Annotated in this window: 22 protein-coding genes, 1 tRNA gene and 1 riboswitch; of the genes, 10 read left to right on the plus strand and 13 right to left on the minus strand. The window is 53.5% G+C overall.

Going from position 1 to position 21,418, the window contains the following annotated elements; all coding sequences use genetic code 11:
* Positions 1-28: 28 nt before the first annotated feature.
* The 4 genes from ACHUEV_RS14370 to ACHUEV_RS14385 all read right to left on the minus strand — a co-directional run bounded on the left by ACHUEV_RS14370 (position 29) and on the right by ACHUEV_RS14385 (position 2,892).
* Positions 29-1,228, minus strand: coding sequence for an ABC transporter substrate-binding protein (locus ACHUEV_RS14370; protein WP_394181020.1), 1,200 nt, complete (start codon positions 1,226-1,228; stop codon positions 29-31).
* A gap of 395 nt (positions 1,229-1,623) precedes the next feature.
* Positions 1,624-2,403 (minus strand): hypothetical protein, encoded by a 780-nt coding sequence (locus tag ACHUEV_RS14375; protein WP_394181022.1) that lies wholly within the window; start codon positions 2,401-2,403, stop codon positions 1,624-1,626.
* A 212-nt stretch (positions 2,404-2,615) separates the two neighbouring features.
* Positions 2,616-2,741 carry a type B 50S ribosomal protein L36 gene (gene ykgO, locus ACHUEV_RS14380; protein ID WP_008231708.1) on the minus strand — a complete coding sequence of 42 codons (126 nt, stop codon included), beginning with the start codon at positions 2,739-2,741 and terminating at the stop codon, positions 2,616-2,618.
* Positions 2,742-2,817: 76 nt separating this feature from the next.
* Positions 2,818-2,892: transfer RNA gene (locus tag ACHUEV_RS14385), tRNA-Val, on the minus strand.
* 153 nt (positions 2,893-3,045) lie between these two features.
* Here ACHUEV_RS14385 and ACHUEV_RS14390 point away from each other — a divergent pair.
* Complete coding sequence (locus tag ACHUEV_RS14390) at positions 3,046-3,909, plus strand: N-formylglutamate amidohydrolase (RefSeq protein ID WP_394181024.1); 864 nt, start codon at positions 3,046-3,048, stop codon at positions 3,907-3,909.
* Between the two features lie 28 nt (positions 3,910-3,937).
* On the opposite strand, the gene ACHUEV_RS14395 is transcribed toward ACHUEV_RS14390, so the two are convergent.
* On the minus strand, positions 3,938-4,219 hold the full coding sequence (locus ACHUEV_RS14395; RefSeq protein ID WP_394181026.1) for a DUF1330 domain-containing protein: 282 nt from the start codon (positions 4,217-4,219) through the stop codon (positions 3,938-3,940).
* A 93-nt stretch (positions 4,220-4,312) separates the two neighbouring features.
* Between ACHUEV_RS14395 and ACHUEV_RS14400 the strand changes: the two genes are divergently transcribed.
* Positions 4,313-5,185: a LysR family transcriptional regulator gene (locus ACHUEV_RS14400; protein ID WP_394181028.1), complete on the plus strand. Its 873-nt coding sequence runs from the start codon at positions 4,313-4,315 to the stop codon at positions 5,183-5,185.
* Here the strand turns inward: ACHUEV_RS14400 and ACHUEV_RS14405 are convergent.
* Entirely contained in the window at positions 5,182-6,690 is a 1,509-nt protein-coding gene (locus ACHUEV_RS14405; RefSeq protein WP_394181030.1) for an ABC-F family ATP-binding cassette domain-containing protein, read from the minus strand. The two genes, ACHUEV_RS14400 and ACHUEV_RS14405, sit on opposite strands and share 4 nt — an antisense overlap.
* A gap of 224 nt (positions 6,691-6,914) precedes the next feature.
* Complete coding sequence (locus ACHUEV_RS14410) at positions 6,915-8,168, minus strand: DNA polymerase IV (RefSeq protein WP_394181032.1); 1,254 nt, start codon at positions 8,166-8,168, stop codon at positions 6,915-6,917.
* Between the two features lie 25 nt (positions 8,169-8,193).
* On the opposite strand from ACHUEV_RS14410, the gene ACHUEV_RS14415 reads away from it, so the two are divergent.
* The 4 genes from ACHUEV_RS14415 (at position 8,194) to ACHUEV_RS14430 (ending at position 11,384) form a co-directional block, all read left to right on the plus strand.
* On the plus strand, positions 8,194-8,631 hold the full coding sequence (locus ACHUEV_RS14415; RefSeq protein ID WP_394181035.1) for an NUDIX hydrolase: 438 nt from the start codon (positions 8,194-8,196) through the stop codon (positions 8,629-8,631).
* 174 nt (positions 8,632-8,805) lie between these two features.
* Positions 8,806-8,896, plus strand: a riboswitch (glycine riboswitch).
* A 30-nt stretch (positions 8,897-8,926) separates the two neighbouring features.
* On the plus strand, positions 8,927-10,177 hold the full coding sequence (locus tag ACHUEV_RS14420) for a D-amino acid dehydrogenase (RefSeq protein WP_394181037.1): 1,251 nt from the start codon (positions 8,927-8,929) through the stop codon (positions 10,175-10,177).
* Positions 10,178-10,219: 42 nt separating this feature from the next.
* Positions 10,220-11,110 (plus strand): SPFH domain-containing protein, encoded by an 891-nt coding sequence (locus ACHUEV_RS14425; protein WP_106746795.1) that lies wholly within the window; start codon positions 10,220-10,222, stop codon positions 11,108-11,110.
* Between the two features lies 1 nt (position 11,111).
* Positions 11,112-11,384, plus strand: coding sequence for an NfeD family protein (locus ACHUEV_RS14430; RefSeq protein WP_394181039.1), 273 nt, complete (start codon positions 11,112-11,114; stop codon positions 11,382-11,384).
* Positions 11,385-11,483: 99 nt separating this feature from the next.
* On the opposite strand, the gene ACHUEV_RS14435 is transcribed toward ACHUEV_RS14430, so the two are convergent.
* From ACHUEV_RS14435 to ACHUEV_RS14445, 3 genes are all read right to left on the minus strand, one after another.
* The gene (locus tag ACHUEV_RS14435; protein WP_394181041.1) at positions 11,484-11,669 is read right to left on the minus strand and encodes an orotidine 5'-phosphate decarboxylase; all 186 of its coding nucleotides are present in this window, start codon (positions 11,667-11,669) and stop codon (positions 11,484-11,486) included.
* Positions 11,670-11,743: 74 nt separating this feature from the next.
* Positions 11,744-12,460 carry an orotidine-5'-phosphate decarboxylase gene (pyrF, locus tag ACHUEV_RS14440; protein WP_394181043.1) on the minus strand — a complete coding sequence of 239 codons (717 nt, stop codon included), beginning with the start codon at positions 12,458-12,460 and terminating at the stop codon, positions 11,744-11,746.
* A 361-nt stretch (positions 12,461-12,821) separates the two neighbouring features.
* On the minus strand, positions 12,822-13,022 hold the full coding sequence (locus ACHUEV_RS14445; RefSeq protein ID WP_394181045.1) for a hypothetical protein: 201 nt from the start codon (positions 13,020-13,022) through the stop codon (positions 12,822-12,824).
* Between the two features lie 297 nt (positions 13,023-13,319).
* Here ACHUEV_RS14445 and clpB point away from each other — a divergent pair, with 297 nt between their 5' ends.
* Positions 13,320-15,932: an ATP-dependent chaperone ClpB gene (gene clpB / locus ACHUEV_RS14450; protein WP_394181047.1), complete on the plus strand. Its 2,613-nt coding sequence runs from the start codon at positions 13,320-13,322 to the stop codon at positions 15,930-15,932.
* A gap of 328 nt (positions 15,933-16,260) precedes the next feature.
* Here clpB and ACHUEV_RS14455 read toward each other — a convergent pair whose 3' ends face one another.
* Positions 16,261-16,779 (minus strand): hypothetical protein, encoded by a 519-nt coding sequence (locus ACHUEV_RS14455; protein ID WP_394181049.1) that lies wholly within the window; start codon positions 16,777-16,779, stop codon positions 16,261-16,263.
* Between the two features lie 309 nt (positions 16,780-17,088).
* On the opposite strand from ACHUEV_RS14455, the gene ACHUEV_RS14460 reads away from it, so the two are divergent.
* Positions 17,089-17,454: a SpoIIAA family protein gene (locus tag ACHUEV_RS14460; protein ID WP_394181051.1), complete on the plus strand. Its 366-nt coding sequence runs from the start codon at positions 17,089-17,091 to the stop codon at positions 17,452-17,454.
* A 42-nt stretch (positions 17,455-17,496) separates the two neighbouring features.
* Here ACHUEV_RS14460 and ACHUEV_RS14465 read toward each other — a convergent pair whose 3' ends face one another.
* Positions 17,497-17,973, minus strand: a complete 477-nt coding sequence (locus ACHUEV_RS14465) for a fasciclin domain-containing protein (RefSeq protein ID WP_394181053.1) — start codon at positions 17,971-17,973, stop codon at positions 17,497-17,499.
* A gap of 233 nt (positions 17,974-18,206) precedes the next feature.
* The gene (locus ACHUEV_RS14470) at positions 18,207-19,208 is read right to left on the minus strand and encodes an ABC transporter ATP-binding protein (protein ID WP_394181055.1); all 1,002 of its coding nucleotides are present in this window, start codon (positions 19,206-19,208) and stop codon (positions 18,207-18,209) included.
* 275 nt (positions 19,209-19,483) lie between these two features.
* Between ACHUEV_RS14470 and msrP the strand changes: the two genes are divergently transcribed.
* Positions 19,484-20,383, plus strand: a complete 900-nt coding sequence (gene msrP, locus ACHUEV_RS14475) for a protein-methionine-sulfoxide reductase catalytic subunit MsrP (protein WP_394181057.1) — start codon at positions 19,484-19,486, stop codon at positions 20,381-20,383.
* Entirely contained in the window at positions 20,383-21,012 is a 630-nt protein-coding gene (gene msrQ, locus ACHUEV_RS14480) for a protein-methionine-sulfoxide reductase heme-binding subunit MsrQ (protein ID WP_394181059.1), read from the plus strand. The genes msrP and msrQ overlap by 1 nt, the downstream gene beginning before the upstream one ends.
* The last annotated feature ends 406 nt before the right edge of the window (positions 21,013-21,418 follow it).

The following is a 21,418-nucleotide window of genomic DNA, read 5'->3' on the forward strand; positions in this document are numbered from 1 at the left end:
GCCGGGCCCGTATTTCGTTTCGAATTGATTATTGCGCGCGTACGTAGCGTTCAGCAAGCAGACGGATCAGCCCGCTGTTGCTGTCGTATTGGCGTACGCCGACGATATAGACCCCCGACTGAACGCGGGCCATCACAAGGCTATCAAGGCCGTCGCCGTAGTCATCGTTCTGGCCAATTTCGCGGCCAAGGTCATCATATACGACCAACCACGGGTCACTGTTTCCGCCGCCGATCGCTTCGACGACCAATAGGCTGTTATCTTCGACTTCCAGTGTAAACCAAGTCACGTCATCGTTCGCTTGGACATCTTGGCGAATACGAGACTCCAGGACGCCCAGCTCGGTGAATGGGATGCTGCCATCCAGTGGTGGGGCTGCTTCGCCACGGGCATAAAGCGACTGAAGCGCTTCCTCGGCATCGTATTCAGTGACGCTGACAGTGATCGGCGCGTTTTCGTCGCTAAGCGCGGACACTGCGATGCAATAAGTACCGGCGTCCAAAGTGTCAGTGACATCAATACGCGAGTTGAGACCATCAAAGTCGTCGTTCTCATCAATGTACATCTCGTTCGGGCCATACAGCGTGATCACAGGATCAGCGGATTCGTTTTCTGCAGTGACGCTGACCTGCGCTGGCGCATCGAGAGTGAAGCTCCAGTTCGATGTCTCGCTAACGGGGGCAGAAACGGTGCTTCCAAGGCCACCCATCGGTGTCGCGGTGTCACAGCTACCTGCATCGCTGCCGCCGGCTGTTTCCATCACACCTTCGGTGAGCGGTTCATGTTCTTGTAACCCAACACGCACAAACGCCGTCATCGGCCCGCCGTCATAGCTGCGAAGGGACATGCAGTAGGTGCCCGCCTCTAGATAAGTCTCAGCGCGCGACGCCGCGTTGCCACCGGAATCATCGTCCGAAATAATCACACCGCCGCTGCTATCAAGCACATCAATGATAGTGTCGCCTGCGCCACGACCAGCTGCTTCGATACGCACGTCGGCACCTTCGCTAAGCGAGAAAAGTGAAACATAGTCATTTCCACCTAGAACCAGCGCCATTTGCTCTTGGTAAGATCCAGCAGTCGCGATGTCAGAGGATGCTTCGTCGCCGCCGATCCATTGACCGCCAGCGCCAGCGCCACCGCAAATTGCGTCCTGGGCAAACGCAGGGGCAGCAAGACCTAGCATCGCGACCGCAAGTGCGCTTGATCTAGTATTCAGAAAATTCATAAAAATTGTTCCTTTAGCTTTTCGAAAATCGTTTCGGGGTCACGATAATCGGAATGCCAACCTGATGACTAGACCAAACGGTAAAAAGTGAGTGATGCCCTACCGAAGCATCGCTAGGTGCCATTGGGGAGTAAGGTGTTGAGCGTCAGGTGGCCCTTAGCTTTGCATCCTCAACTGACCTATACGCTTAGACCCGGACATTCCGACGAGGCGCCGCGAATGTCGGGTTTGAGCCCAGTCTAACTAATGCTGCGCGATGAACGAATGGCCGCTATCAAGGGCCCAAAAACGTTTACCAACTTGTTCGGTTTTGAACGGGATTTTTGACCGCAAAAATCTAGGTGATTTTCGGGCGCGTCAAAAAGAAGCGTTGTTGGAGCGCTATGGGAGTCCGCTCAGCTATAGAAAGTTCTTGGACCCATAGCGGCCTTTTCGCGCTGAATTCGGTCATATTCATCAAGTGCCTCAGGCGAAATAAGTGACCTCAAATTCTTGATGTGATTCTCATACTCGTATTTCTCGCGCCAGGCTTTTAGCTCAGCTCCTTTTACTTCTTCCTGCAGCCTTTCTGCTTCAAAGATAGCATGGGAACGACCTTTACGCGCGTCATCCAATTCACTCAGCGCGCTATCGAGTTTTTCCTTCGCGGCTATTTCATTAGCTGAACGAGCGCCCGCGTGGCCAATGGTCGACCAGACCAAAGCAGTCATAAAGACCGACGCAAGACCAGTAAGGCTGACGCTCATCGCAACAAAATCACCATCTTCATCTAGTCTGCCCCAGTTACCGGGAATGAACGAGAATGCTAAATTAAACATTATTAGGAACAACAAGAAGTAACCAATAATGGCACCGATGATATGGATGTAGGCCCGCCTTTTGCTGAAAGGGGAAGCCGAGCCGTCTGATAAATAAAAGTTTTCTGGGTTTTTGTTCATCCAGTAGAAAATATCTGGCTTAAACACTGCGTAAAACGTCACCCATGCCGTGTTGAGTAAAACAATCCATCCCAACACATATGCAAAAATCTGCACCCGATCCATAGCGTCATTCCCGTATACAGCCCTCAGAATACGATAACAGGGAACGTCGCCAAAGCCACCACTTGTTGAACGGTGGGTTTTCTGGAAGCAGTCATTGGTGCTGGCGTAGCGAAAATACGTTTCGTCCTGCAAAAGTGCCGTATGTGCCGATTGCGAAGAAAGTCTGGTTTAGGTCAGCAATGCTTGCTGCATGAGGCATTTGTACGTGACGCGGCTTCCTCATGAAATGCAGAACACTATGTCGATCAAGTCAACGATTCATGACCCATCCAACAGGTGCCACCAAAGAAAAAAGGCCGCGCCCGAAAGGGTGCGACCTTTTAAGTATTTGCTTTTAGAAGGTTTTAGCCCTGACGGGCTTTGAACCGGCGTTGCGTCTTGTTGATAACATAGACGCGGCCCTTACGGCGCACGATGCGGCAATCGCGGTGGCGCTGCTTGAGCGAGCGGAGGGAGTTACGTACCTTCATGGTCGTGTCCTTCATGTCGCGGCGCGCGGATTGCGCCTTGGGTTGCAGTACGGCCCAGAATGGACCGGTGAATTCATGGTGGACGATACTGGGATCGAACCAGTGACCCCTTCGATGTCAACGAAGTGCTCTACCGCTGAGCTAATCATCCATTTTCCAACGTGTTCGCGTCCGTCCTATAACGAAATAGGACGCGGGCAAACCGCGTCAGGTGTGGGGTCTATAAAAGGAGTCGAACCGGGGATCAAGGGCTTTCGGAAAAAACAAAATTCAGGCTATCCTCTTCGCCAGAAGGAGCATTTTATTGCAAGAAACAACCTTTGATCTTTCGCTTCCTGCTGTTCGCAGCACGAGCGTTGTATTCGCCTCTCCACACAGTGGGCGTGATTACGCGTCTTCTTTTCTTAGTATAGCAGATTTAGACGCTGCTGAAATCCGTTCATCTGAAGATGCGTTTATTGATCGCCTGTATGAAGACGCACCCAGTTTTGGTGCGCCATTCATCAAGGCATTGGCGCCACGGGCATTTGTTGATTTGAACCGCGGACCTGACGAATTGGATCCAGCATTGATCGAAGGGGTGCGTCGCAAGCCCCACAACCCGCGAATCGCGAGCGGGCTGGGTGTGATTCCTCGCGTTGTGGCGAACGGCCGGCATATCTATCGCGGTAAGATTTCATTGAACGAAGCACACGATCGCATAGCCACATATTGGCGGCCCTATCATGACCAGCTTCAGACCTTGTTGGATGAAAGCAACCGCGCCTACGGCGAATCAATCTTAATCGACTGTCATTCGATGCCGCACGAGGCGTTGGCGACGATGAATCTACAAAACGCACCCCGCCCCGATATTGTATTGGGCGACCGGTTTGGCAGCACCGCAGCCGGGCACATCATGGATCAGGTCGAGGCCGCATTTACCGAAGCTGGCCTACGCGTCGCGAGAAACGCACCATTTGCAGGTGCCTATATTGTTCAGCAATATGGCCGGCCTTCACGGAATCAGCATGCGATTCAGGTCGAAATGGACCGTGCACTTTATATGGATGAGCGGACCCTAGAGCCTAAGTCCGACTTTGCAGCGTTTAAGGAGCAGATCAGCGCGGCTATCGCCATGATTGCCGCGATTGGATTCGCTAAAGACCAACCTGTCGCGGCTGAGTAGGGTGGATCTTGATCCACCCCACCTTGAATTAGCCAAGCAAAACGATGTCCGACCCACCTGCGCTGCGGCGCAGCGCGTGAATCTCTGCGAGTGCGGGGTCGTTGATCCATCCCATCGCGGAATCGGCATCAGGAAAAGAAAGCAAGGCGACGACGTCCGGGATTTGTGGCGTCCCATCAATGCCGCGGGCAGCGTTGGTCGCTGCTTCGACCTTCCCACCGTATTTGTTTAAGGCGTCAGCCGCTTTTTCGCGGTAGGCGGCGAGTGAGTCTGGGTTCGTCAGGGTTAGGCTTGCATATGCGTAGATCATTGGCTTCTCCTTTGTTGATGCCATGTAATTAGACGCCGCTTGCCCGTGCGAAAATGCGTGCATGCGCATCATATGTATGCAAAAGTGCATAGTATGACGGTTTCATGGGATGATATGCGCACGGTTATGTGCCTCGTGAGGGCTGGATCGTTATCCGCCGCAGCGCAGATGCTTGGACTGAACTACACAACTGTTGCCCGCCGGATCGCCCGTGCAGAGGGTGCCTTGGGTGTCGCGCTATTTGAGCGTTTGACCGATGGCTATCGACCAACTGAAGCAGGGCTGCTGGTTGCGGATCACGCGGCGCGGATGGCGGATCAAACCGATGCGTTGATGCGCCAGCTGCAAGGGCAGGACGCGGCTTTACATGGATCGCTTACCATCACCGCCCCACAATTATTGATCGCGCATATACTCACACCAGTGATTGATCAGTTCTGTGCCGCCTATCCCGATGTCGATCTGCATGTGCGGGCCACCAATGATTTGCTTGATCTGAACCGTCGAGAGGCGGATCTTGCTATCCGGATCAGCCGCGATCCGGGTGATACACTCAAGGGGTTACGGCTGACGCCACAATACTCGGCTAGCTTTGCATCGCCGAAGGTTGCTGCACAGATCAAAGCCGATCCGCATGGGATGGTCGATTGGATTGTCTATGCTGATTATACGACTGTGCCAAAGAACGTCGATCCGGCCTATCCCCACCATCGGATACGCATGACATTCGACGATATGGTCGCGATCCGCGCCGCTGCGCAGGCGGGGCTAGGGGTGGCGCGGATGCCCTTGTTTTTGGGCCGTGCAAGTGACGGATTGGTTCAGGTGCCCGTGCTGCCACCGCAGCCTTACCCTGAGATTTGGGTGGTCGCGCACCGTGATATCTGGGCCTCGGCCAAGGTCGCAGCGTTTCGTGAAATGTTGGTGCCCTACATGCGCGGTATTCGCGACCAGTTTGTGCCTTAGCCGAGTTCCGCGTTTAGGAACGCCTCTGGGTCATCTACCTCTATCAATCGCTTGCGTTCGATCTGCCAAAACCTATTTCCGACATTTCGCAGAAAACTGCGATCATGGCTAACCAGCAGACACGATGCGCCATGGGCAATCAGTTCCTCCTCCAACGCCTCTTGTCCTTCGATATCGAGATGGTTTGTAGGTTCATCGAGTAGGTAAAAGTTTGGTCGCTGTAGCCGCAGGATTAGCATTGCGAGCCGTGCTTTTTGTCCGCCAGAAAGCGCACCGATCTTGGTGTCCTGCATCTGAATGTTCACGCCAGCACCCGCAAGCAATCCGCGGGCACGTTGATCGCCCACGTCGAATTGTCCGGCGACAGCCGTCATCGGAGTGTCTGCGTCGTCCAACTGACTAAGATGTTGGTCCGAATACCCAAGCGCAACGGTAGGGGCGCATTTGATGCTGGGTTCTTCGTTCAATAACGCGCGGTGGATCATCTTAACCAGTTGGGTTTTGCCGGTTCCATTGGTGCCAAGCAGCACAATGCGGTCGCCTTGCGTGATCCATTTCTTGCCAGTCGTATATAGTAAACGGTCGTCGGGCGTGGTCACCGCCACATCATCCAAGGTGATAAGTGCCTTGGCGTGGGTGCCGCTGTTGGTCAGCTTGATGTCGCCGGCGCTGCGGTCTTGGTGGGCGGGTTTTGCTGCTGCTTCAATCTTGGCTGCGCGTTCGGTTAGCTGCTTGGTCTTTGTGACTAACAGATCAGAGCCTGAATTGATCCCAATGTTCTTTAGCTTCGCGGCCTGCTTGCGCAATTGGGTTGCCTTGTTCAAGTCGTTAGCAAAGCGCCGTTCGTCGGCTTCGTCTGCCTCATCCAATGCGACGCGCGCCTTTGTGAAAGGTAGCTGAAACACGCGTGACCGCTCCGCCCGCAGGAAAAGCGTTCGGTTGGTTGTCGCGTCTAGAAAAGCCCGGTCATGGCTGGTGATCAAAACCGGCGTATCGCGTGGCAATGCACCCAGCCAGTTTTGCAGTAACCCGATGCGATGCAGATCCAGATGGTTGGTCGGTTCATCAAGTAACAGCAAATCAGGCTCAGTCACCCATGCAGCCGCCAACAACGCTGTGCGTTGCCAGCCCCCACTAAGCTCTGACAGTGGTTTTTGTTGTAGCTCATAGGGCACCTGCAGATCGCCCAGCACGACATCAACGCGCCATGCTTCGAAATCTGCTTGGTCAGGCGGCAATGAGGAGAGCACCAAGTCATATAGTGTCTGCGAAAGGCGTTCTGGCGCGATATGCTGTTCAACGTGCCCAATGCGCAGACCGCGTGCGCATGTGATTTCGCCGGTTGTGGGTTCAACCGTGCCTGCCATACAGCCCATCAGCGTTGATTTTCCGCGGCCGTTTGCGGCGACTAGCCCAATACGGTCGCCTTTGGAAATCGTCAGGTTCAAGTCAGAAAATAGCGGATCGCCAAGCGTCACGCCTAAGGAGTTTATAGAAAGGATCATTTTGGTCTCTTGTCAGATATCGTGTTGGCCGCGCATGGCGCAGCGACAAGGGCAGACCGTGGGCAAATGCCGATGATCAGCCCTGCAAACGGATTCGCAGGGCGGTACGGGGACCATGCTGAAGTTGGCGGAATATACGCATGTTCAGCTTGTGTCCTCCTGTTGTGTGCATGTGACTGATATGGAAGCGTAGCGGCGACGCAGGTGGTGGGTCAAGACCCACCCTACCGAAGCGACCGCCCTTTGATGATGGCGTCTTTGCCGAATTTTTCGCGGATCTTATCAGTTGCGAGCTCGGCACGGGCGCGTTTTCCTGCGTCAGGGTCAAGTAGGTCACCCTCGCGGTCGGCATCATCGGCTGATGTGATTTCCGATAGGCCAACACCCAGCAACCGAAACGGTCCACGTGTTTTGACCTGTTCAAATAGCCCGTGCGCGGTTCGGTAAATGGTGTCTGCCATCTGGGTGGGGTGATGCAGACTTAAACGTTTTGAGATCAGTTTGAAGTCAGAGGTTTTCAGTTTCAACGTAATGACGCGGCCTGCCTTATCGGTCGCCTTTGCGCGTGCGCTGACCTTTTCCGACATTCGCCACAGGTGCCCGTCTAGGATTTCGGGGTCGGCAGTGTCTTCTGAGAATGTCGTTTCGTTCGATAGCGTCTTAACGGGTGCGTGTGTCGAAATCCGTCGACCATCTTCGCCTCGGGCAAGCGAATAGAGCCTTTCACCCATGCCGCCAAACCGATCATGCAGGTCGCGGCGATCCCAGCGCAGGAGGTCATCGAATGTCTGGATGCCTGCCTTGTTCAGACTGACTTGGGCGGCGGGGCCGATACCCCAGATCAGACGTACGGATTTAGGGCGCAGGAATTCGGTCGTCTCAGCCTTGCCGATAATCGAAAAACCACGCGGCTTTTCTAAGTCTGACGCGACTTTTGCCAAGAACTTGTTGTGCGATAGCCCGATTGATCCGCTTAATCCCAATTCAGTCTTCATCCGTTTGATTAAGCGGGCCAGCATGACAGCAGGCGGCGCGCCGTGCAGGCGGACGGTGCCGGTGAGGTCCATAAATGCCTCGTCCAATGACAAGGGTTCAACGACCGGAGTGAGTTCATCCATCATCGCACGGATCGCACGGGATGCTTTGGTATAAGCGTCAAACCGTGGTGTTAGCACGACGGCATCAGGGCAGAGTTTTAGCGCCTGAAACATCGGCATAGCGGATTTGACGCCCCTGATCCGGGCGACATAGCATGCGGTCGATACCACCCCGCGTTTGCCGCCGCCGATGATCACGGGTTTATCAGCGAGTTCAGGATTGTCGCGCTTTTCGACCGAGGCATAGAATGCGTCACAATCCATATGAGCGATGGTCAGGTCGAACAGCTCTGGGTGCCGCGTGACCCGTGGGCTGCGGCATTGAGGACAGCGGGATTCGCTGTCAAATGTGCAAAGGCAATCGCGGCAAAGGGCGGGCATGGTCGTATTCTAAAGGGGCGCAAGGATGAGAACAACAGGGCAACATGATGGTGCGAAGGTTGCGCTGTTTTTAGGGGACAAGCTGATCAGCATCTTGCGCGATGATTTTGATCACATCACCTATCCGAATTTATGGGACCTCCCCGGTGGCGGACGCGAGGGCGATGAGACACCGTTTGAGACGGTGGCCCGGGAGTTGAATGAGGAACTGGGACTGCCTTTGCCTTTGGATGCGGTTTTGTGGGAAGCAAAGTTCGAGGCGAATTACAAACCCGGTGCTTGGGTTGCGTTCTTTGTCGCAAGATTGCCCGCTAACACAGTCACGCAGGTTAAATTCGGTGATGAGGGGCAGCGTTGGGCCTTGTTTGATCTGCCTAGTTTCATTGCATTGCCGAACCGTGTGCCGTCTTTTGGGGCACGACTAGCGCTTTGGCAGCAGCAAACTGGTGGTCTGCCGGATTAAGGTTCGGTTTTTTCTATGATGAACATAATCATTATGTAGGAAATTTGATTGCTATATTTCGTTTTTGCTCTATGAGTTTCTTATAGGAAACATGCCGACCGGGAGAGAACGGTTCGGTCCGTCGCCGAAGGAGCAACCGCCCCGGTAACTCTCAGGCAGTAGGGACCGGTTGGGGTGCAATACACCGGAGAGTGGCAGCAATGCCCGCCGAAGGAGCAAGCCGCGATGCGGTGAATCTCTCAGGCCCAGTGACGGTGGGGGCGACGCGCGAAAGCGCCATTGGCGGAGAGATGCCTTGCCTTCGATTGCTGTTCTGGGTGCCGGGATTACCGGTGTAACCACTGCTTATTCATTGATGAAACGCGGATTTGATGTGACGGTTTTTGACCGTCATCGCTATGCCGCTATGGAGACTAGTTTCGCAAACGGTGGGCAGTTAAGCGCGTCAAACGCCGAAGTCTGGAACCAGTGGTCTACGGTCCTGAAGGGGATTAAGTGGATGCTGCAAGGCGATGCGCCGCTTTCCGTGAACCCGCGACCGACATGGCACAAGGCCAGCTGGATGGCCGAGTTTTTGGCGAATATCCCCCGTTACAAGGCAAACACGATTGAAACCGCCCGTTTGGCTGTCACGGCCCGTGCTGGTCTGGCCGAAATGGCGGATGTGGCCGGGATCGACTTTGATTTCACGCCGGCGGGTATTTTACATTTCTATCAAAGCCAAAAGGATCTGGATCACGCCCGCCGCGTAAATGACCTATTGGGCCAAGGCGGATTGGACCGCCGCGAGCTGACCGTCGATGAGGTATTCGCGAAAGAGCCAAACCTACGCGGCGACATCTTGGGCGGTTTCTGGACCGAAAGCGATAGCACTGGCGACATTCACAAGTTCACCGTTGGTTTGGCTGAATGGTTGCAGACACAAGGCGTGAAATTCGCGCTGGGCGAAGATGTGCAGCAGGTGTCAGCGGACGATGACGGCGTCACTGTACGGACATCAACCGAAGCCCGGTTTGATGGTATTGTGGTATCCGCCGGTGTCGCGTCGCGTCAGTTTGCAAAGATGCTGGGCGACCGGGTGAATATCTATCCGGTCAAAGGTTATTCGATCACTGTGAACCTGCGTGATGAAGCGTCGCAGAATGGTGCGCCAACTGTTTCGCTGCTTGATGATAAGGCCAAGATTGTGACGTCACGTTTGGGTCGTGATCGTTTCCGGATTGCCGGCACTGCAGAGTTTAACGGCATTAACCGGGACATCCGTGCGGATCGTGTAAAGCCGCTTGTTGATTGGTGCGAATCCCACTTTCCAAAGGTCAGCACAGAAAGCTGTGTGCCATGGGCTGGCTTGCGTCCGATGATGCCAAACATGATGCCACGGGTTGGAAATGGCCGTCACGCGCGTGTCTTTTATAACACAGGCCACGGGCACCTCGGTTGGACTTTGTCAGCAGCGACTGCGGATTTGTTGGGTGACGCTGTGGAACAACGTATGCGTGCGAAAAATTCCCACGGTATACAACAGCATACATTGAAATCGGCCTAATGCATAACTATCTATCCTTTATAACAAAGAGGGATAGATCATATGCAAAGTGAAGATTTAATAGCCGAATTTATCGGTCAGAACGTGCTGTTCCTGCTATTAGCAGTGTTCATCGTCGTCTGCATTTTGGCAGGCGTGCGGATCGTCCCGCAGTCGCAAAAATTCGTTGTTGAACGTCTTGGCCGTCTGCGGTCCGTGCTTGGGCCTGGCATCAACTTTATCGTGCCGTTTCTGGACCGCGTTCGTCATAAGGTTTCGATTCTAGAACGCCAGCTGCCAGCCATGACCCAAGACGCAATTACGTCGGACAACGTGCTAGTGCAGGTCGAAACATCGGTTTTCTATCGGATCATTGAACCTGAAAAGACAGTGTACCGTATCCGCGATGTTGATGGTGCGATTTCGACGACCGTTGCTGGTATCGTGCGTTCGGAAATTGGCCGGATGGAACTGGATCAAGTGCAGGCAAACCGCGCGACGCTTATTGATGCTGTGCGCGAACAGGTTGCCCAGCAAGTTGATGACTGGGGCATCGAAGTAACCCGTGCCGAAATTCTTGACGTGAACCTTGATGCTGCGACCCGTGCGGCGATGTTGCAGCAGTTGAACGCTGAACGTGCCCGCCGTGCGCAAGTAACCGAGGCCGAAGGTACCAAACGTGCCGTCGAACTTCAGGCCGAGGGTGAGCTATACGCTGCAAAACAAGAAGCAGAAGCGCGTCGTGTACGTGCCGACGCTGAAGCATATGCGACCCAAGTTGTTGCCGTTGCGATCGCTGAAAACGGTCTAGAGGCTGCGCAGTACCAAGTTGCGCTAAAGCAGGTTGAGGCATTCCAAGCCGTTGCATCGAAACAAGGCAACCAAACAATCGTGTTACCTGCGAACGCTGTCGAGGCATTTGGCGATGCCTTCAAAATGTTGAAAGGACGATAATATGCCGCTTTGGACACAATGGTGGGTTTGGATGTCTGCTGCAGTCGTCCTTGCTACGCTAGAAGTTCTCGTACCCGGTTACATCTTTTTGGGCTTTGCGCTGGGCGCCGCAGTGATGGGGTTACTCATCCTTGTCGGGATTTCCGCCAAAGGTCTTGCCCTGACGCTCGTGATATTTGCCATACTTTCGTTGGCTTCATATCTGGTAATGCGCAAGGTGTTTGGCCTGCGTACCGGTCAGGTGAAAATCTGGGATACGGATATTAACGACTGATAAAAAAGGCCCGGCGCGTAATGTGCCGGGCCAGTTGTGATCAAGCAGGTTTCAGCGTCTTGGGGACAGGACAGGCGCCGTCGCTTTGATCAAAGGGAATTAGACTTGGGTGTCGGACATTTGCAGCGCTTTGTGGCGCAGGCGTTTCACGACAGCTGACGGGTCCATGTTTTTCGGACCATGTACCGCGCAAGGATAGCGGAACACCCGTCCAAAACGTTCAATATCAACAGAGGCCATGAAGGCCTGTTCTTTTGCGGAATAACGCAAGTTCTTGATACTCATGATTCAACCTCGTTCGCTCGTTTCAATAAAGAAATGCGCGAAACCTCGATTGGTTCCAGAATACCGTGATATTTTTATGCGTTAGCGCGCTTTGCTTGTGGCGAGTTGATTTCCGCGACGATGTCTTGTGCGGCGCGTGCAGGGTTTTCGGCCTGCCAAATTGGTCGTCCAACAACCACGTGATCAGCGCCATTGGCGATGGCTTGAGCCGGTGTCATCACGCGTTTCTGGTCGCCCAATGCAGCACCAACCGGGCGGACACCCGGTGTCACGATCAATTTGCCTTCAGCTTCGGGTAGGGCGCGGATTAATGCGGCCTCGTGGGGGGATGCAATCACACCGTCGGCACCGTTCGAAAGCGCGATACCGGCGCGTTCTTGGACCAGATCAGTTACGCTGCCAGTTTTCATGCAAGACGCGTCCAGATCGTCGCGGTCAAGCGAGGTGAGAATCGTCACAGCAAGGATTTTCATGTCTGATCCGCCAGCACCTTCGCGGGCGGCGCGCACAACATGCGGGTCACCGTGGACTGTCAGAAAATCAAGATCGAACTGCGCAACGCCGCGCACGGCTGCCTCTACGGTGGCACCGATGTCAAAGAATTTCATGTCTAGGAAAATGCGTTTGCCGTGTTCCTGCTTTAGCTCATTCGCCAAGGCAAACCCGCCGCCAGTCAGCATCCCAAGCCCAATTTTGTAAAAGCTCACGCTGTCGCCCAGCTTTTCAGAGAGATCCATACCTGCAATGACATTCGGTACATCCATTGCGACAATCAGGCGGTCATCAGACATAGCGGGTTCCTTTGCTGAAGATTTGTGTGCGGTCTAACGGCTGTATAGCCTTGGCGCAATCCGGTGACGGCAAAAGAAAAGGCGTAGCTTTGGGAATAAGCTACGCCTTTAAGGTCCTGCGTAATCTGGGGGAAGACAGCACAGGAATCTGTTGTGAGTGGTGTTAATCGTCTTTTTGGCCTGCTGAAATTGATCGCGCTACAGTGTTATCGTGGCCGCGAAGGCGTCGAACAGCAGCTGGGGTCAAAGGGAACAGCGGGTAGGTGTCCAATTTAGTGTGGTTCTGGGTAGCTTCGTATGATCGAACTATAACTTTCATGCAGCTAACCTAGTGATGGTTTGCGGCGACTACACGGGGAACTTAACGAAGCGCTTCCCCTTTGTTTGTTGGGTTTGATAGCGCGTTGCGATAGGCTTTCTCTAGGCGGTCCATTCGTGCAGCCATTGCGGCCGCTTCTTGATGAAGCCTGCCTTCAAGGTCTGGCGCATTGGCCCGAACAGAAACCTTTAAGCTTTTCCCCTGCGGTTCGGCACTCGTAGAGGCGCGAATGATCAAGTGCATATGTGCCTCGATCATTCCCGTTTGCCGCGTAGGAAGTATTCTTAGGATATGGCTGTGCAGAACCTGCATGCGATGATGGTGACCTTAGAGTTTTGCTAACTGCATATGGAATAGGGCGCAGACGGGCAGCAGCCACGGGGAAACCAGCTGGGGCCTTCCCCGTTTATGTCCAACTTCATGATCGCAAAGGGTTGCGAACGGCGCTTTCGCTTCCCATCTATGTTGAGAGGCCCAATAGGGGGTGTGCCGCAATGGTGGGCATCCGAACGACTGGGCGCTTAACAAAGGAGAGAACTCATGAACTTAGATAAGTTCACAGAGCGGTCGCGCGGTTTTATTCAAGCCGCACAAACGATCGCAATGCGTGAGAACCATCAGCGTCTTGCGCCAGAACATCTATTAAAAGCATTGATGGACGATGAGGAAGGCCTTGCCGCCAACCTGATCACCCGCTCGGGCGGTGATGTAGCCACGGTGCGCAGCGTCGTGAACGCAAGTGTCGCGAAAATTCCGCAGGTTACTGGGGACGCGGGCCAAGTCTATCTTGATAATAACACCGCCAAAGTCGTCGACGAGGCCGAAAAAATCGCCAAGAAAGCTGGCGATAGCTTTGTGCCGGTTGAACGCCTGTTGACCGCGCTTGCCGTGATCAAATCCAAAGCGAAAGACGCGTTGGATGCTGGTGGTGTGACAGCAATGAACTTGAACGCTGCGATTAATGACATTCGCAAAGGTCGTACGGCGGACAGCGCAAGCGCCGAAGACAGTTTCGAAGCGCTCGCTAAATACGCTCGCGATCTGACCGAGGCCGCCGAGCAAGGTAAAATTGATCCTATCATTGGCCGCGATGAAGAAATTCGCCGTGCGATGCAGGTGTTGTCACGCCGGACCAAGAATAACCCGGTTCTGATCGGTGAACCCGGCGTAGGTAAAACCGCGATCGCCGAGGGGCTAGCCCTGCGGATCATCGACGGTGATGTTCCTGAAAGCCTGCGCAACAAGAAATTGATGGCGCTGGATATGGGCGCGCTGATTGCTGGCGCGAAATATCGTGGTGAGTTCGAAGAACGCCTGAAAGCTGTTTTGAAAGAAATCGAAACCGCTGCCGGTGAAATCATCCTGTTCATCGACGAGATGCACACACTTGTTGGTGCCGGTAAGTCCGATGGCGCCATGGATGCGGCCAACCTGATCAAACCTGCGCTCGCCCGTGGTGAATTGCACTGTATCGGTGCGACCACTTTGGATGAATACCGCAAGTATGTAGAAAAAGACGCAGCACTGGCCCGTCGTTTTCAGCCGTTGATGGTCGAAGAACCAACCGTTTCCGATACTGTCAGCATTCTGCGCGGGATTAAGGAAAAATACGAATTGCACCACGGTGTACGTATCGCGGATGCCGCGCTGGTGGCCGCTGCAACCTTGTCGCATCGCTATATTACGGATCGTTTTCTGCCAGATAAAGCCATCGACCTAATGGACGAAGCGGCGTCGCGTTTGCGTATGCAAGTCGACAGTAAACCAGAAGAACTGGACGCTTTGGATCGTCAGATTCTTCAGCTTCAGATCGAAGCTGAGGCGCTGAAGAAAGAAGACGACAAAGCATCCGTTGATCGGCTTGAGAAGCTAGAAAAGGAACTAGCTGACCTCCAAGATCGCGCGTCAGAAATGACCGTGAAATGGCAGGCCGAGCGCGACAAGCTGGAAGGCACTCGCGAAGTGAAGGAACGGCTTGATCGTGCGCGGGCGGAGTTGGATATCGCAAAACGCGAAGGCAACCTCGCGAAAGCCGGTGAACTGTCTTACGGCGTGATCCCTGATCTTGAGCGTAAGCTTTCAGACGCAGAGGAAAACGAAGACCTGATGGTCGAAGAGGCAGTTCGTCCTGAACAGATCGCCGAAGTCGTTGAGCGTTGGACAGGTATCCCGACCAGCAAGATGCTGGAGGGAGAGCGTGACAAGCTACTGCGTATGGAAGACGAACTAGGCAAACGCGTCATTGGTCAGCGATCTGCTGTAACTGCGGTGGCCAACGCCGTGCGCCGTGCGCGCGCCGGTCTGAATGATGAGAACCGTCCGCTTGGATCGTTCTTGTTCCTTGGGCCAACTGGTGTTGGTAAAACGGAGCTGACCAAAGCGGTGGCCGAGTACTTGTTCGACGATGAACACGCGATGGTTCGTATCGACATGTCCGAGTTCATGGAGAAACACGCTGTATCACGTCTGATCGGTGCGCCTCCGGGCTATGTTGGCTATGACGAAGGTGGCGTGTTGACCGAGGCTGTACGCCGTCGCCCTTATCAGGTGATCCTGTTTGATGAGGTCGAAAAGGCGCACCCTGACGTGTTCAACGTGCTTTTACAGGTGCTTGATGATGGTGTGCTGACCGATGGTCAGGGCCGCACCGTAGATTTCAAGCAAACGCTGATCATCCTAACGTCGAACCTTGGGGCGCAGTCCCTAAGTCAGCTGCCAGATGGTGCAGATGCAAGCGACGCCAAGCGCGATGTGATGGATGCGGTTCGTGCGCACTTCCGTCCAGAGTTCTTGAACCGTCTGGATGAGACAATCATCTTTGATCGGCTTGCACGCGAAGACATGGCCGGAATCGTTTCGATCCAGTTGGGTCTGCTTGCCAAACGTTTGGCGGGGCGGAACATCACGCTTGATCTTGATGACGCCGCGCTGAAGTGGTTGGCCGACGAAGGCTACGATCCGGTGTTCGGTGCGCGTCCGCTAAAGCGGGTGATCCAACGTGCGTTGCAAGACCAGTTGGCCGAAATGATCTTGGCCGGCGATGTCATGGACGGCGACGCGATCAGCGTCAGTGCTGGCACGGACGGGTTGTTGGTTGGTGACCGCGTGTCATCCAGCAAACGACAACCGCCCGAAGATGCGGTCGTACACTAATAGATTGGGCGCCTTCGGGCGCCCTTTTCCTTTTGGCGCGGCGTACAGCACGTCGAAAGATAGCTGAAGACGTCTTTGGTGTTCACGTGCGGCTTTCTGATTTGGCGGTAACGTATTTCTTGATAAGCCCCTCAGCGAAGTTCATGGCCCACTAAACATCTGACATGGTAGCTGGTGTCAGTTCGATACTCTGTCCACGATGCCGACCTTCAAGCATTGTCTTTTCGTTGGCAAGTTTACCAAAGCGTTTCCAATTTGCAGTGGACACATCCAGAGCATCCTTAACATTGCTTTCACCTACATACTCTTCAACAAGTATCTCTCTGATTTAGTAAAGATGGATGAAACGATTGCCCGGGTCGGTCTGCGCCGCGCGAAAGCTTCTTAACATCTTTGACACAACTGCATCATATTGCAGCGACATAACTTTGCTGAGAAACTTCGTGTGCGCTTGTATCCTCTCTTCCCTTGAATCGTAGATTGTTTTTCCGTCCGCTTCACGCACCACAACATCTATGTGACCGCCGGAGATGACAATTCTGGCAGGGGTTACGGCTATTTGGGTATCCTTGCGATCATCAGCGTGCACCAGTTCCATTTTGATCTCGAAGAGTTCAGAAGTGTGACCGGTTTGCATTCCATGCGCATTGAAAAGGTCCACAATTATTGTTCGCAACTCGTTTCGAACATCGTGCGGGTTCTCGTTGGCGCTGAGCGTGATTTGCCCTCGTACAATGCCGTTAGAAACCAAAATAAGGATGCCCATTAAGTCAAGTTCAACAGGTTCCTTAAAGAAGTCCGTTGGCTTGTAGCGGTATTCAATGATGCTCTTCTTGCTGGTCGTCATTGTGGCGTTTCTCTCATCCGAGTGTTTTTGACGTTAGCGGGGCAGCGCCTTTTAGAAAGTAAGACCAATCAGCAGGTAGTGGTTTGTTATCTACCTGACGAATTAGATGGAAATAACCGCATGAATACTTTGCTGGAATGAACGGTGCAGTCTCTTCGATATCGGCGCAAGGTAGAAGAGTATTGAGAGCTGCGCTATTCTTGCACGCACAGGTCCTTATCTGAAAGGTTTAAAAAAGCCCGTTGATCGAAATCAACGCGCTGCGTCCTTCTGTGTGGCATCAAGGGTCAACACATAAGGAGATTTATCATGCTCAAGATCACGACACCCAAGGCGAACCGGTTGGATATCGAACTGAACGGCGCGGTTGATGCTGATACAATGCGTATGGCGTTAGAGGATTTGGTCGAAAAGTCAGAAGGCATTTCTGGCGGTAAGATGCTTTATACGATCAAGGAATTTTCGATGCCGACCCTTGGCGCGTTTGGTGTCGAATTTGGTATGCTTCCAAAGCTTTTTGGACTGCTGGGCAAGTTCGACAAATGTGCGGTGCTAAGCGACGCGGCTTGGCTGCGGACTGCGGCGGAAATTGAAGGCGCAATTATCCCCGGTCTTGCAATCAAAAGCTTTGAGCCGACCGAGATCGAACAGGCAGAGGCGTGGTTGGCAGCGTAGGTGTAATAGCCCCGGTCGGGTGACCGAGGCTATCTTTCGCCATTAGCTTGGCGGCAAGATCACCTTGTCGATGACGTGGATAACACCGTTCGATGCTTCGATGTCGGCCGAGACCACGTTTGCATCGTTTACTTTAACGCCGCCCATGGTGCTGATTGTGACGTCAGCGCCGTTCACGGTTGTTGCCATCATGTTGTCGCTTAGGTCAGTCGACATCACTTTGCCTGCGATTACGTGGTAGGTCAGGATTTGGGCCAATGCGTCTGGATCCGCGAGCAACGCGTCTACTGTACCTTCTGGCAGCGCTGCGAATGCGTCATCCGTTGGGGCAAACACTGTAAATGGCCCGTCGCCCTTTAGTGTCTCAACTAGCCCTGCGGCCTGTGTTGCTGCGATAAGTGTTGTGAATGAACCTGCATCAATTGCTGTATCAACGATGTCTTTTGAATGTCCCTCGGCGCATGCGGCTGTAGCCAAGACTGCGGCGGCGGTGAGTGCGGTGAATGTTCTGCGTAGCATTTAGGTCTCTCCCATAATTGAAAGATGCTTGGTCGGTAGCATCGAGATCGATACGGGTGGCAGACCGCAAATGGATCACTGTCAAATTTCTGGGAGCACGCATTGACGAAAGGTTGATACGGGCTAAGCCGTGCAAGATTCCGATTTCCAGTCAAATCGGCGTGACGATGCGTGATGGAATGGGCGGGTTCTGTAACAGCTTTATTGACGTCTACCTTGGTACGTATCACAGGTTATTCCGAAATACGCTGCCCCTGATCATCGAATAGAATTGCCTTGTCGTTATCAAAATCGAGCGCAATGTCGCTGCCAAGTTCGAATTCGTGCTGGCCGACCAGGCGCACTGTCAGCAATTTCTCGTTTCCGAGATCGACGATAACATGCGTATCTGTTCCCAGTCTTTCGTAATGAAGAACATTGCCCGCAAGCCGGCCTTTGTCCGCAACACGCAGGTGTTCGGGGCGCAGCCCAACAGTTGTTGCGCGCCCCAGCGGTAAGATGTCTTTGCTAATAAAGTTCATCGCAGGAGAGCCAAGAAACCCGGCGACAAACAGGTTCACTGGTTTGTTGTACAGCTCCATCGGGCGGCCGACCTGTTCGATCACGCCGTCACACATGACGACGATGGTGTCGGCTAATGTCATTGCCTCGGTCTGGTCGTGGGTCACGTAGATAATTGTCGTCCCCAGCGTTCGGTGTAACCGCGCAATTTCGATGCGCGTATTCATCCGAAGCGCGGCATCAAGGTTTGATAGGGGTTCGTCAAACAGGAATATCTTCGGGTGCCGTACCAAGGCGCGGCCCAGTGCAACCCGTTGCCGTTGACCACCAGATAATTCCGACGGCTTGCGATCAAGATAGTCGTCGAGTGACAAGATTTGCGCAACTTCTTCGACGCGCTTGGCGATGTCCTTTTTGGAGATATGGGTTAGTTCCAGCGCAAAGCTGAGGTTCTCGAATACCGTGAAATGCGGGTAGAGCGCGTAGGCTTGGAACACCATCGCGATGTCGCGAAGTGCGGGCGATACATCGTTCACCTTTTTCTCGAATAGTTCGACGATACCCTCATCGGGAATTTCTAGCCCCGCAATGACCCGAAGCAACGTGGATTTCCCACAGCCCGATGGCCCGACGATGACGACAAATTCGCCTTCATCCACATCCAAGTTGATATCCCGCAATACGTGGTTGTCGCCGTAGAACTTGTCGATATTTTTTAGGCCGACTGCGGTCATAATACGCAGGCGCCAAGTGTGCGGTTTGGTGCGGCGGACGCAGGTGTGCTCGCGAGTATTTGGATTGATGAGGTACTGCTGTCTAAGGTCATTACTATTCCTGGATTGCGTATTTCTTCCGTCCACACTGCCATTTGTAACCGCAAACCTATTGATTTGGCTCAGTTCATTGGAAATGACGGTGGCAACATTTCATTCGGCTGGCGGCATCGTGAGACATCTTTCAATACTTCTACACTATATACTGTCGGGAAACGTACTGAACGGAGCCCTAAATGGCCTATCGCTGGACCAATGATCTTACCCGCGCGGATATCACCCCCAAGTCCGCCTATCTGAACCGTCGTCAAATTTTGGCAGGCACTGTTGGCCTCGGCGCGATTGGGATCGCAGGTGGCGCGAGCGCACAAGACGCGCTTGAGCCGAATACCCTCGAAGAAATCAGGACCTACAATAACTACTATGAATTTGGTGTGGGCAAAAACGACCCGGCGCAAAACGCGCACCAGCTGGATACGTCGAACTGGACGGTTAAGGTCGACGGGCTGGTTGATAACCCCGGCGATTACGCCTTGGCCGACCTTTTGTCCGGGCTTAGCGTCGAGGACCGCCTATACCGTTTCCGCTGTGTAGAGGCATGGTCGATGGTCATTCCTTGGAATGGCATCGAATTGGCCGACATCTTGAACAAGGTTGGCGTGCAGTCCTCTGCGAAATATGTTGCGTTTGAAACCGTGGTTCAGCCTGACAACATGATTGGCGTTCGGAATCGGGTTCTCGACTTTCCATATGTAGAGGGGCTTCGTCTGGACGAGGCGATGCATCCGCTGACAATTATGGCGACGGGTATTTATGACGAGCCACTGGCAAACCAGAACGGCGCGCCAATGCGGTTGGTTGTGCCGTGGAAGTATGGGTTCAAGTCGATCAAATCCATCGTGCGCATTACCCTGACCGACGAAGAGCCGCCTATCAGTTGGAACAAGGCGAACCGCCGCGAATACGGGTTCTATAGTAACGTGAACCCAACCGTCGATCACCCTCGCTGGTCCCAGGCAACCGAACGCCGCGTCGGCGGTGGTCTGTTCGCATCCCGCCAAGACACGCTGATGTTCAACGGTTACCCCGAAGTCGCCAGCCTTTACGAAGGCATGGACCTGTCAGAGTTCTTTTGATGCAGATTGTTGATACAGTTAACCAGTCGCTCCGCAAGATTCCGACGTGGACTATATATATAGTAGGTGCCGTTTGGGTCGTTTGGATGTTTTATCTGGCCGCGACCAATCAAATGGGCCCGGAACCGATCAATGCGCTTGAGCGTGAATATGGTGAGCTTGGGCTAAAGCTGATCGTGCTTGGTTTGATGGTGACCCCGCTTCGAACATGGACTGGGGTGAACCTGCTCAAGTTTCGGCGGGCCATTGGCGTGACCGCGTTCTTCGTCGTGCTCGCGCATTTTCTTGTGTGGGCGGTCCTCGATGTTCAAAGCTTTGGCCGGATGTGGACCGAAGTCGTTAAGCGGCCCTATGTCACTGTGGGCATGATTGCCTTCGTTTTGATGGTTCCACTGGCATTAACGTCGAACAATCGCTCAATTCGTAAACTTGGTGCCAACTGGCGTAAGTTGCACAAGCTAACCTACACTGTCGCTGTATTGGCAGTCCTTCACTACATATGGCTGGTGAAAGGGTTCCAGATCGAACCTATCGTCTATGCGTTGATTGTCGGGGGCCTGTTGGGTCTGCGAATTAAGCTGCGCCAAAGGCGGGCGGTAAAACCCGGTGGCTTGGCTGTTGGCGAGTAGGCGTCATTAAATGACGCTATATGGAGTGGCTGTCGTTGGATTCGTGCACGGCGGCCATTTCAGATTCGCACCCAAGTCGGACCGAGTCGCTAATTTAAGGCTCATGTCCGCGGATATTGTACCTGATCACGCAGAGCGATTCACATTTCGCGGCGAATTACGCGGATTCTTACTTCTCATCTGCCGCGAAACTGGTTGCGACTCGGGGCTTTGTTGATTGTTGGTCTGTCATTCGGGTCTGTGAGCGTAATTAAGTTACGTTTGACGTCGGTGTCGACGCAATGAAAGGTGGCTAACTACTTAAAAACACGTAAATTTCTTCTTTTCTGCAAAAACTTTATGATTTTTTGAAAAAGGGGTTGCGGGTGTTGGGTGATAACCTTAGAACCCCCTTCACCGGCGGCGC

Source organism: Yoonia maritima (genome assembly GCF_043641945.1).
GTDB classification, from domain to species: Bacteria; Pseudomonadota; Alphaproteobacteria; order Rhodobacterales; family Rhodobacteraceae; genus Yoonia; species Yoonia maritima_B.

Coding starts and splice junctions, on each gene's coding strand:
- ACHUEV_RS14370 (WP_394181020.1), bottom strand. CDS start 1,228: ATGAATTTTCTGAATACTAGATCAAGCGCACTTGCGGTCGCGATGCTA.
- ykgO (WP_008231708.1), bottom strand. CDS start 2,741: ATGAAGGTACGTAACTCCCTCCGCTCGCTCAAGCAGCGCCACCGCGAT.
- ACHUEV_RS14395 (WP_394181026.1), bottom strand. CDS start 4,219: ATGATCTACGCATATGCAAGCCTAACCCTGACGAACCCAGACTCACTC.
- ACHUEV_RS14400 (WP_394181028.1), top strand. CDS start 4,313: ATGACGGTTTCATGGGATGATATGCGCACGGTTATGTGCCTCGTGAGG.
- ACHUEV_RS14405 (WP_394181030.1), bottom strand. CDS start 6,690: ATGATCCTTTCTATAAACTCCTTAGGCGTGACGCTTGGCGATCCGCTA.
- ACHUEV_RS14410 (WP_394181032.1), bottom strand. CDS start 8,168: ATGCCCGCCCTTTGCCGCGATTGCCTTTGCACATTTGACAGCGAATCC.
- ACHUEV_RS14415 (WP_394181035.1), top strand. CDS start 8,194: ATGAGAACAACAGGGCAACATGATGGTGCGAAGGTTGCGCTGTTTTTA.
- ACHUEV_RS14425 (WP_106746795.1), top strand. CDS start 10,220: ATGCAAAGTGAAGATTTAATAGCCGAATTTATCGGTCAGAACGTGCTG.
- ACHUEV_RS14430 (WP_394181039.1), top strand. CDS start 11,112: ATGCCGCTTTGGACACAATGGTGGGTTTGGATGTCTGCTGCAGTCGTC.
- ACHUEV_RS14435 (WP_394181041.1), bottom strand. CDS start 11,669: ATGAGTATCAAGAACTTGCGTTATTCCGCAAAAGAACAGGCCTTCATG.
- pyrF (WP_394181043.1), bottom strand. CDS start 12,460: ATGTCTGATGACCGCCTGATTGTCGCAATGGATGTACCGAATGTCATT.
- ACHUEV_RS14445 (WP_394181045.1), bottom strand. CDS start 13,022: ATGCACTTGATCATTCGCGCCTCTACGAGTGCCGAACCGCAGGGGAAA.
- clpB (WP_394181047.1), top strand. CDS start 13,320: ATGAACTTAGATAAGTTCACAGAGCGGTCGCGCGGTTTTATTCAAGCC.
- ACHUEV_RS14455 (WP_394181049.1), bottom strand. CDS start 16,779: ATGACGACCAGCAAGAAGAGCATCATTGAATACCGCTACAAGCCAACG.
- ACHUEV_RS14460 (WP_394181051.1), top strand. CDS start 17,089: ATGCTCAAGATCACGACACCCAAGGCGAACCGGTTGGATATCGAACTG.
- ACHUEV_RS14465 (WP_394181053.1), bottom strand. CDS start 17,973: ATGCTACGCAGAACATTCACCGCACTCACCGCCGCCGCAGTCTTGGCT.
- ACHUEV_RS14470 (WP_394181055.1), bottom strand. CDS start 19,208: ATGACCGCAGTCGGCCTAAAAAATATCGACAAGTTCTACGGCGACAAC.
- msrP (WP_394181057.1), top strand. CDS start 19,484: ATGGCCTATCGCTGGACCAATGATCTTACCCGCGCGGATATCACCCCC.
- msrQ (WP_394181059.1), top strand. CDS start 20,383: ATGCAGATTGTTGATACAGTTAACCAGTCGCTCCGCAAGATTCCGACG.